The organism is Vibrio sp. Evd11 (assembly GCF_900382755.1).
In the GTDB taxonomy this organism is placed as follows: domain Bacteria; phylum Pseudomonadota; class Gammaproteobacteria; order Enterobacterales; family Vibrionaceae; genus Vibrio; species Vibrio lentus.
On the sequence record NZ_OSDX01000106.1, the window covers coordinates 1 to 9,424 of the forward strand.

At 45.2% G+C, this 9,424-nt stretch carries 10 protein-coding genes; 9 read left to right on the plus strand and 1 reads right to left on the minus strand.

Annotated elements, in window-relative coordinates; translation table 11 throughout:
• Positions 1-190: 190 nt before the first annotated feature.
• From ftsB to rpoS, 8 genes are all read left to right on the plus strand, one after another.
• Positions 191-472 carry a cell division protein FtsB gene (gene ftsB, locus ED652_RS23180; RefSeq protein WP_122056305.1) on the plus strand — a complete coding sequence of 94 codons (282 nt, stop codon included), beginning with the start codon at positions 191-193 and terminating at the stop codon, positions 470-472.
• The gene (gene ispD / locus ED652_RS23185) at positions 472-1,173 is read left to right on the plus strand and encodes a 2-C-methyl-D-erythritol 4-phosphate cytidylyltransferase (RefSeq protein WP_122056306.1); all 702 of its coding nucleotides are present in this window, start codon (positions 472-474) and stop codon (positions 1,171-1,173) included. Before ftsB ends, ispD begins: the two co-directional genes overlap by 1 nt.
• Positions 1,174-1,175: 2 nt before the next feature.
• Positions 1,176-1,655 carry a 2-C-methyl-D-erythritol 2,4-cyclodiphosphate synthase gene (gene ispF, locus ED652_RS23190; protein WP_004735397.1) on the plus strand — a complete coding sequence of 160 codons (480 nt, stop codon included), beginning with the start codon at positions 1,176-1,178 and terminating at the stop codon, positions 1,653-1,655.
• Between the two features lie 22 nt (positions 1,656-1,677).
• Positions 1,678-2,724, plus strand: coding sequence for a tRNA pseudouridine(13) synthase TruD (gene truD / locus ED652_RS23195; RefSeq protein WP_029223235.1), 1,047 nt, complete (start codon positions 1,678-1,680; stop codon positions 2,722-2,724).
• 76 nt (positions 2,725-2,800) lie between these two features.
• On the plus strand, positions 2,801-3,544 hold the full coding sequence (surE, locus tag ED652_RS23200) for a 5'/3'-nucleotidase SurE (RefSeq protein WP_076678790.1): 744 nt from the start codon (positions 2,801-2,803) through the stop codon (positions 3,542-3,544).
• Positions 3,545-4,171 (plus strand): protein-L-isoaspartate(D-aspartate) O-methyltransferase, encoded by a 627-nt coding sequence (locus ED652_RS23205; protein ID WP_017108696.1) that lies wholly within the window; start codon positions 3,545-3,547, stop codon positions 4,169-4,171.
• A 35-nt stretch (positions 4,172-4,206) separates the two neighbouring features.
• Entirely contained in the window at positions 4,207-5,121 is a 915-nt protein-coding gene (gene nlpD, locus ED652_RS23210; RefSeq protein WP_122056307.1) for a murein hydrolase activator NlpD, read from the plus strand.
• A 97-nt stretch (positions 5,122-5,218) separates the two neighbouring features.
• Entirely contained in the window at positions 5,219-6,199 is a 981-nt protein-coding gene (gene rpoS, locus ED652_RS23215; protein WP_029223238.1) for an RNA polymerase sigma factor RpoS, read from the plus strand.
• A 146-nt stretch (positions 6,200-6,345) separates the two neighbouring features.
• Here rpoS and mutS read toward each other — a convergent pair whose 3' ends face one another.
• Positions 6,346-8,901, minus strand: a complete 2,556-nt coding sequence (gene mutS / locus ED652_RS23220) for a DNA mismatch repair protein MutS (RefSeq protein WP_122056308.1) — start codon at positions 8,899-8,901, stop codon at positions 6,346-6,348.
• Between the two features lie 204 nt (positions 8,902-9,105).
• Here mutS and ED652_RS23225 point away from each other — a divergent pair, with 204 nt between their 5' ends.
• Positions 9,106-9,417, plus strand: coding sequence for an Arm DNA-binding domain-containing protein (locus tag ED652_RS23225; RefSeq protein ID WP_254051736.1), 312 nt, complete (start codon positions 9,106-9,108; stop codon positions 9,415-9,417).
• Positions 9,418-9,424: the final 7 nt, after the last annotated feature.

Consider the following 9,424-nt stretch of genomic DNA (forward strand, 5'->3'; position numbering starts at 1 on the left):
GAGCCGCATGCAGGGTGGTGTGGGGGCTGAGGGTTAGACACCCTCGGCTACCCGATTACCACTCACTATTCTGTCCAATAACTCCCCGACTTATTGATTCCCTGACACCACATATCTCGCACCAATAAGCTCATTATGGTATATATGTGCCTTATTCTAGTTCCTTCTTTTTCAACCGGCGAAAGGTGTTATGCGAATTTTTGCTTTAGTACTGCTCATAATGTTTGGCTGGCTACAACACACACTGTGGCTCGGTAAAAATGGTATTTCTGATTACTACGGTGTGAACAACGAAATCCAAGTTCAACAGCAAGTAAATGAAAAGCTTCATCTTCGTAATGCTGAGATGTTTGCGGAAATCGACGATTTACGCCAAGGCTTAGACGCGATTGAAGAGCGCGCACGTCATGAGCTTGGAATGGTGAAAGAAGGCGAAACGTTTTATCGTATTATTGGTGAGGAATCTCATTAATGTCGAACCAACTTCAAAGCGTTATTGCAGTGGTCCCCGCTGCGGGCGTCGGCAGCCGAATGAAGGCCGACCGTCCCAAGCAATATCTTCAAATTCACGGTAAAACGATTTTAGAGCACACCGTTGAGAAATTGTTGTCTCACCCTCAGGTGTCTAAAATTGTGGTAGCGGTCAGCGACGATGACCCTTACTACCCTGAATTACCGCTTAACCTTAATCCACAGGTGATCAGAGTGTCCGGCGGGACGGAAAGAGCCGACTCGGTGCTTTCTGCCCTGGACTATATTGCTCAACAGCAACTCAGTGATTGGGTGATGGTGCATGATGCCGCCAGGCCTTGTATCCAATTGAGTGATATCGACAAACTGATCTCTGGTGCTATGGCCCATGATGTTGGTGCGATTTTAGCTGCGCCTGTTCGCGATACAATGAAACGCGGTGCTCAAGGACAAATTGAACACACGGTCGATCGCGTCGATCTCTGGCATGCGCTTACCCCTCAGATGTTTCGATCTAAGCCTTTACGGAAAGTCTTGAGTGAAGCCTTGAAACAAGGTGTTTCAATTACCGATGAAGCGTCTGCGTTTGAGTGGAAAGGTTTATCGCCAGCACTGATTGCTGGGCGTTCAGATAATTTTAAGATTACTCAGCCTGAAGATTTGGCTTTGGCTGAGTTCTATTTAAGTCAGAATAAGGAATAATGATGATTCGTATTGGCCATGGCTTTGATGTACACAAATTTGGTGGTGAAGGCCCGGTAATTATTGGTGGCGTGAGCGTCCCTTATGAACAGGGTCTTATCGCACACTCAGACGGTGATGTTGCCCTGCACGCATTATGCGATGCTTTACTGGGTTCAATTGCAGCGGGTGATATTGGTCGTCATTTCCCTGATACGGATGATGAATGGAAAGGCGCAGATAGCCGCGAATTACTTAAAGATGTTTATCGTCGAGTAAAAGAGCAAGGTTATGTGATTGGTAATGCGGATATTACTATCATGGCGCAAGCTCCAAAGATGGCTCCTCATATAGACTCTATGTGCCAAGCCATTGCTCAAGATTTAGAAACAAGCATTAGCAATGTGAATGTAAAAGCCACGACTACTGAGCGTTTAGGTTTTACAGGTCGCAAAGAGGGCATCGCATGTGAAGCGGTGGTCCTAATTACTAAAAGTGCGTAAGCACCAACACGAAAAGAACAGCATGTCAGATATTTTATCTTCATTGGCTTACCTAAACGGTAAACCAACTGCGAAAGCAAAACTAAAAGCAAAAGCCGAACACTTTGTCGTTAATGAAGACTTGGGTTTTGAGTTTACTGGTGAAGGCGAGCACTTAATGGTGCGTATTCGTAAAACTGGTGAGAACACGAGCTTCGTAGCAAACGAACTGGCTAAAGCGTGTGGTGTTAAGTCGAAAGACGTGAGCTGGGCTGGTTTGAAAGACCGTCATGCTGTGACAGAACAGTGGTTAAGCGTGCATCTACCAAAAGGTGAACCTGACTTTTCTGCTTTTCTCGCACAATACCCAAGCATTGAGATCTTGGCGACAGCACGTCACAACAAAAAGCTACGTCCAGGCGATTTAATTGGCAACCAATTTGAGCTGACTTTGTCTGAAGTAACGGACTGCGATGATGTGGTAAAGCGTTTAGAAAAAGTTGCTCAGGTAGGCGTGCCAAATTACTTCGGTGCTCAGCGCTTTGGTAATGAAGGTAACAACTTATCTGAAGCTCGCCGTTGGGGTCGTGAAAACGTTCGCACGCGTAATCAAAATAAGCGCAGCTTGTACCTCTCTGCTGCTCGTTCTTGGATCTACAACTTAATCCTTTCTGACCGTATTGAGCAAGATGCGTTTGCGTCGGCATTGGTTGGCGATATCGTCGTTAAAGACGGCGCTCAATTAGCTGTGACGGCAGACAATATCGAAACGGTAAATCAAGACATCGCGAACGGTTCTGCGTTTATTACCGTTGCTTTGGCTGGAGATAATGCGTTACCGACGACCGATGCGTCTCAAGCTCTAGAGCAGAAACACCTTGATGCTGAACCGGATCTAATGGCGCTTATTTGTGGTAACCGTATGCGCCATGATCGCCGTGAAGCTTCGTTGAAGCCGATGGGTTTAACTTGGGAAGTGAACGAAGATAATGTCACTCTTAAGTTCTCTCTCGATGCAGGTTGTTTCGCAACCGCTATTGTTCGTGAATTGGTTGAAGAAGTTCACGTAGAGAGAAGCTACGAGCAATAACGATTCTGCTTGGAGCGAAGTCACTTGATATCGGAAATTAAGTGACTTGGCATTGGAACAAAAGAAAGGATACAAGATGAAGATTTTACTCAGCAACGATGATGGTGTGCATGCTCAAGGTATTCATGAGCTGGCCAATGAATTACGTGATCTTGCTGAAATTATCATTGTGGCACCTGACCGTAATCGCTCGGGTGCTTCAAATTCATTAACTTTAGAACAGCCTTTACGTGTTCAAGAAATTACCGAAGATACATATTCGGTACAAGGAACACCGACCGACTGTGTACACTTTGCGTTAAATGAACTGCTAAAAAATGATATGCCCGATCTGGTATTAACGGGTATTAATCACGGTGCTAACCTAGGTGATGATGTGCTTTATTCAGGCACTGTGGCAGCAGCCATGGAAGGGCACTTTTTAGGCGTTCAATCGGTGGCATTTTCTCTAGTGGGTAAAAAACATTTTAAGACAGCGGCGGCCATTGCTCGTCGTATCGTCGAACAACATTTAGTAAACCCAATCCCAACCAATCGCCTGTTAAACGTCAATATCCCTGATTTAGCTTTAGAACAGTTGTCTGGCACTCAGGTGACTCGCCTAGGTGCTCGCCATCATGCTGAAGATATGATTAAGCAAAAAGATCCACGTGGTCATGATATTTATTGGCTTGGTCCTCCAGGTAAAGAACAAGATGCCGGTGAAGGTACCGATTTTTACGCTATCGAGCATGGCTTTGTATCGGTAACACCGTTACAAGTTGACCTGACAGCGCATGAGTCGCTAGGTGCGATGACAACATGGTTAGGGGAGAAGTAAGTGAGTAATCCTCAAGCAGAGCGCTTAATTACTTTTCTGATTGAAAATGGTATTCAGGATCAAAAGGTTCTTGATGCTATTTATCAACTGCCGAGAGAGAGCTTTTTATCACAGGCGATGTATCATCAAGCCTATGATAATAATGCGCTTCCTATCGGACAGGGCCAGACGATTTCTCAGCCGTACATTGTCGCAAAGATGACAGAGTTGCTAGAATTACAGCAAAATAGCCGTGTTTTGGAGATCGGAACGGGTTCTGGCTATCAAACGGCTGTCTTGGCTCAACTGGTTGATCATGTGTATTCGGTTGAAAGAATCAAATCATTGCAATGGGATGCTAAACGTCGTCTCAAACAGCTCGATTTCTACAACATATCAACCAAACATGGTGATGGTTGGCAAGGCTGGGCAGCAAAAGCGCCTTTTGATGCCATTATTGTAACAGCAGCAGCGGAGTCGATCCCTCAAGCTCTCTTGCAGCAGCTGAAAGATGGTGGTCGCTTGTTGATTCCTGTTGGTGATGATGAGCAACAGTTGCTGAAAATTGTTCGTCATGGTGATGAGTTCTTATCCAGTGTGATTGAAATGGTAAGGTTTGTACCTCTTGTTCCTGGTGAGCTAGCTTAATAACAAGACTAATGGTGTAGGTGGATAAAGAGTCGATGCGTTCGAAGGTTTTTAAAGGAAGTACTTTTTTACTTAGCTGTGCACTTGTTGGGTGTGCGGCTAACTCGCCTGCGCCAGTTTCTAGCCTAAACAAAAATTACTCATCGATCGATCGAGGTAGTTATCGTGGCAGTTACTATGAGGTCAAAAAAGGCGATACCCTTTATTTCATTGCTTATGTCACCAATAAAGACGTTAAAGACCTTGTGAGTTATAACAACCTCGCAGCACCTTACACTATTCATCCCGGACAGAAGCTTAAGTTATGGCGTCCTAGCTATAGCGCACCAGCGTATGGTAAATCAACTGTCGTTGCAGCAGCTGTGGTTGCTCCTGCAGCCGCGGCCACGACTGCGTCTGCGAGCAGTAAGCCTAAAAGCACGCCAGTAAAGAGTAAAAACTCTAATTCTAAGCCAGCGCAAACTTCCGCCAAACCGGTGAAAAAAGATCCACCAAAGAAGGTTGAACAATCCAAATCAAAGGAGTATGTTGGGTCTAAAGGTAAACAGAATGTTACACCGTCCACCAAACCAACAAGTGATAAAGTATCCAAATGGTTATGGCCAACTAAAGGGAGAGTAATCAAGAATTTCTCTGTAGGCGAACAAGGAAATAAAGGCATAGACATAGCAGGACAGCGAGGTCAGCCAATAGTATCTACTGCAGGGGGAACGGTTGTTTATTCGGGTAATGCACTACGAGGCTACGGCAATCTAGTGATTGTGAAGCACAATGATAATTACTTAAGTGCATACGCGCATAACGACCGACTATTAGTATCTGAAGGGCAAAGTGTGAAACCAGGGCAGAAGATTGCAACAATGGGAAGCTCTGGAGCCAGCAGTGTTAGGCTGCACTTTGAGATTCGTTACCAAGGTAAGTCCGTTAATCCAAAACGATATTTACCTTAAATACAGTATGCAAAATTACGTATTGTATGGAGTGACACAGTCATTTAGCGACATATGAAGTTGTAATGTCATGCTAATTTCGCCAGGGGGAGGCGTTATGAGTATAAGCAATGCAGTAACCAAAGAAGAGTTCGATCTTAACCAAGCAACCACGGAACCGGAAGCTCTTGGAAAAGCAAAACGAACAGTCAAAAAGAAAGCCGAAACGAAAGAAGAGACTGAAGTTACATCTAAAAGTTTAGATGCTACTCAACTCTACTTAGGCGAAATCGGTTTCTCACCACTATTAACCGCTGAAGAAGAAGTGCTTTATGCACGTCGAGCTCTACGCGGTGATGAAGCAGCACGTAAACGCATGATCGAAAGTAACCTGCGTTTGGTGGTAAAAATTTCTCGTCGTTATAGCAACCGTGGTCTTGCACTTCTCGATCTTATTGAAGAAGGCAACCTAGGCTTGATTCGCGCCGTAGAGAAGTTTGATCCAGAGCGTGGCTTCCGTTTCTCAACTTACGCGACATGGTGGATTCGTCAAACCATTGAACGTGCGCTAATGAATCAGACTCGCACTATCCGTTTGCCAATTCATGTTGTGAAAGAGCTGAACATCTACCTGCGTACAGCACGAGAGTTATCACAAAAACTTGACCACGAACCAACGGCAGAAGAAATTGCTTCTAAGCTAGATAAGCCAGTCGGTGATGTGAGTAAGATGCTTCGTCTAAACGAAAGAGTGAGCTCTGTTGATACGCCAATTGGTGGTGATGGTGAGAAAGCGCTACTGGATATTATTCCGGACATCAATAACTCAGATCCTGAGGTTTCAACTCAAGATAGCGATATTAAAAACTCGTTGATTTTCTGGCTTGATGAGCTGAATCCTAAGCAGAAAGAGGTGCTGGCGCGTCGCTTTGGATTACTTGGCTATGAACCATCAACACTAGAAGAAGTAGGTCGTGAAATTAGCCTAACTCGTGAACGTGTTCGCCAAATCCAAGTTGAAGGTCTTCGTCGTTTACGTGAGATTCTAATCAAGCAAGGCTTGAATATGGAAAATCTGTTCAACGTAGAAAACGACTAAATGAACTGATGATGTTTCTTTGAATAGAAGACAAATAAAAACGCTGACTTTTTAAGTCAGCGTTTTTTTGTTTGTGGCTTTTGTATTTGATGCTGCCGGCTCAAGCGACAGTACAAAACGACAATAACAACCTACTTGGAAAGAGACTAAAGCAACTTCTTCAAACGGTAGAGTTCTTCTAATGCTTGGCGAGGTGTCAGATCATCTGGATCAACATTCGCAAGTGCTTGTTCTACTTCACTTGGTTCAGGTATCAGGCTCAGTTGGTTCGCGATATCAACGCCACTTGGCTTTGATGTCGGAGAGTCGATACTCAATGCTTCTAGCTGAGTCAGCTTCGCACGTGCGTTTTTGATTACTGCTTTAGGCACGCCAGCCAATCCTGCAACCGCAAGGCCGTAAGATTTACTTGCTGCACCTTCTTGAACTGCGTGCATAAAGGCAATGCTGTCGCCATGTTCAACCGCATCTAAGTGTACGTTCGCTAAGGTTGGTATTTGGTTTGGTAGCTCAGTTAGCTCAAAGTAGTGCGTTGCAAATAGTGTCATCGCATTGATTTGATTGGCTAGCCATTCCGCACTTGCCCAAGCCAGAGACAGACCATCGTAAGTACTGGTACCACGACCGATTTCATCCATTAACACAAGGCTATTTGGTGTCGCGTTGTGCAGAATGTTTGCGGTTTCTGTCATCTCAACCATGAAGGTTGAACGACCCGAAGCCAAGTCATCGGATGCGCCAATACGAGTAAAGATACGGTCGATAGAACCAATCGTCGCACTTTCTGCTGGAACATAACAACCTATATGAGCCATCAGCGCAATGAGTGCGGTCTGACGCATGTAGGTCGACTTACCACCCATGTTTGGACCCGTGATGATCAGCATCTTACGTTGATCATTGAGGTCGATAGGGTTAGCAATAAAGGGTTCGTCCATTACTTGTTCAACAACGGGGTGACGACCCGCCTGAATTTGTACACCAGCAAACTCTGTCATGGTTGGACGACAGTAATCTAGGGTGTCTGCACGTTCAGCTAAGTTTTGTAGAACATCCAGTTGAGACACTGAAGAAGCAATGTTTTGTATTCGCTCTAGATAAGGCAGTAACAAATCAAACAACTCATCCCACAACTTCTTCTCGATAGCTAGAGCCTTCGATTTAGAGCTGAGAACTTTGTCTTCGTGCTCTTTCAGCTCAGGAATAATGTAGCGCTCTGCATTTTTCAGTGTTTGACGGCGAACATAGTGTGGTGGCACAAGATGGCTTTGCCCGCGGCTAACTTGAATGAAGAAACCGTGTACGTTGTTGTAGCCAACTTTAAGCGTGTCGATACCGTGACGTTCACGCTCTTCTTGCTCAAGCTTATCCAGAAACTCGGTTGCACCCGCGGCAAGATCGCGCCATTCATCGAGTTCTGCGTTGTAGCCTTCAGCTATCACGCCACCATCGCGGATCACCACCGGTGGGTTCTCTTTGATCGCACGCTCAAGCAGCTCTGACACTTCATCGACAGGAGATGCATATTGAGCAAGCTGAGTAAGGTATGGGTGCTTAAGTTGCGTCAGCGTTTCTGCAAGCTCTGGTAAGTATTCCATTGCTTGGCGGAGTCGTGCCATATCACGTGGACGAGCAGAACGAAGTGCAAGACGCGCAAGAATACGCTCGATATCACCGATCTGTTTCAGCGTTGGTTGTAACTCAGTAAACAGAGCCAGATCTTTCATCTCACCAATCGCATCTAGGCGTTGATCAAGAGCTGAAATATTACGCATGGGTTGATGTAACCAACGCTTAAGCATACGACTACCCATAGCAGTCGCAGTATGATCGAGTACTTCGGCTAGGGTGTTGTCTGTGCCGCCACTAAGATTTTGGGTGATCTCCAAATTACGGCGAGTAGCCGCATCAAGGATCACTGAGTGATCTTGTTTATCCATTGTGAGTGAACGGATATGAGGAAGAGCGGTACGTTGCGTGTCTTTTACATACTGAATCAAACAGCCCGCAGCACACAAACCAAGCTTGGCTGTTTCAACGCCAAAACCAACTAGGTCACGAGTACCAAATTGTTGATTGAGTTGCTGCTTCGCTGTATCTAATTCAAATTCCCATACTGGGCGACGGCGATTACCATTACGGCTTGCCATCAAATTTACGGGTTCGAAATCTTCAGGGAATAGCAGCTCACGTGGTGACGTTCTTTGTAGCTCTGCCGCCATCGCTTCTTCGGTTTCCGGCTCACATAGCTGGAATCGGCCAGAAGTAATATCAAGCGTCGCGTAGCCGAATTTACCATTGTGGTGGTAAATGGAGGCAATTAAGTTATCAACACGCTCAGAAAGCAAGGCTTCATCCGTTACAGTTCCCGGTGTCACAATTCTTACGACAGCGCGATCAACCGGTCCCTTTGAAGTTGCTGGATTACCAATCTGCTCACAAATCGCTACGGACTCGCCCAACTGCACTAACTTCGCAAGGTAACCTTCAACGGCGTGGTATGGAACGCCAGCCATAGGAATAGGCTCACCGTTTGAAGAGCCACGCTTGGTTAGCGAAATATCGAGGAGTTGAGAGGCTTTTTTAGCATCATCGTAGAAAAGCTCGTAGAAATCTCCCATGCGATAGAACAGCAAAATTTCTGGATTTTCTGCTTTTAGTTTTAGGTACTGCTGCATCATAGGTGTATGCGCTGCTTTTATGTCTTTGTTTTTAGTGGTTTCTTTTTGCATTAAGTTACTTTAAATCAATGGGTTATGAATTTCTGGGATCTTCAACAAGTCCCACTAAGTATCAAAGGATTTCACTACAGCGCGATCATTAGTGTAGGTAAAAGTGTAGTTTTTTTATTTCCTATACTAGATAATACAATCGCCGCACAATATTGCGATAAGGGACCCCGATAAATGGCTGATAAGAAGAATATCAAATCTATAACGAATAAGACAATTGAGGCGCTAACGGCTAAGAAAGGTGTCTTGTCTGATACTGGAGAAAACCGAGGGCTAAGAATAGCCTGTGGAAAGACGGGCAGGAAAACTTTTACCTATCGCTATAGAAGCCCAGAGTCAGGTGGTAAACTTGTACAGATTAAGCTAGGTACCTTTCCTGATATGTCACTTGAGCAAGCTCGCATTAAGCTTCGCGAAATGAAAGCCATAAGAGAGCCAGGGCAAGATTACGAAGCCCCTTGTCCTGCAAGGATTTGCGAAAGGTAGCTGTTGT

Bases quoted from the DNA above. Each gene is read 5' to 3' on its own strand.
- surE (WP_076678790.1), top strand. From the start codon at position 2,801: ATGAAGATTTTACTCAGCAACGATGATGGTGTGCATGCTCAAGGTATT.
- truD (WP_029223235.1), top strand. From the start codon at position 1,678: ATGTCAGATATTTTATCTTCATTGGCTTACCTAAACGGTAAACCAACT.
- ispF (WP_004735397.1), top strand. From the start codon at position 1,176: ATGATTCGTATTGGCCATGGCTTTGATGTACACAAATTTGGTGGTGAA.
- ED652_RS23225 (WP_254051736.1), top strand. From the start codon at position 9,106: ATGGCTGATAAGAAGAATATCAAATCTATAACGAATAAGACAATTGAG.
- rpoS (WP_029223238.1), top strand. From the start codon at position 5,219: ATGAGTATAAGCAATGCAGTAACCAAAGAAGAGTTCGATCTTAACCAA.
- ispD (WP_122056306.1), top strand. From the start codon at position 472: ATGTCGAACCAACTTCAAAGCGTTATTGCAGTGGTCCCCGCTGCGGGC.
- ftsB (WP_122056305.1), top strand. From the start codon at position 191: ATGCGAATTTTTGCTTTAGTACTGCTCATAATGTTTGGCTGGCTACAA.
- nlpD (WP_122056307.1), top strand. From the start codon at position 4,207: ATGCGTTCGAAGGTTTTTAAAGGAAGTACTTTTTTACTTAGCTGTGCA.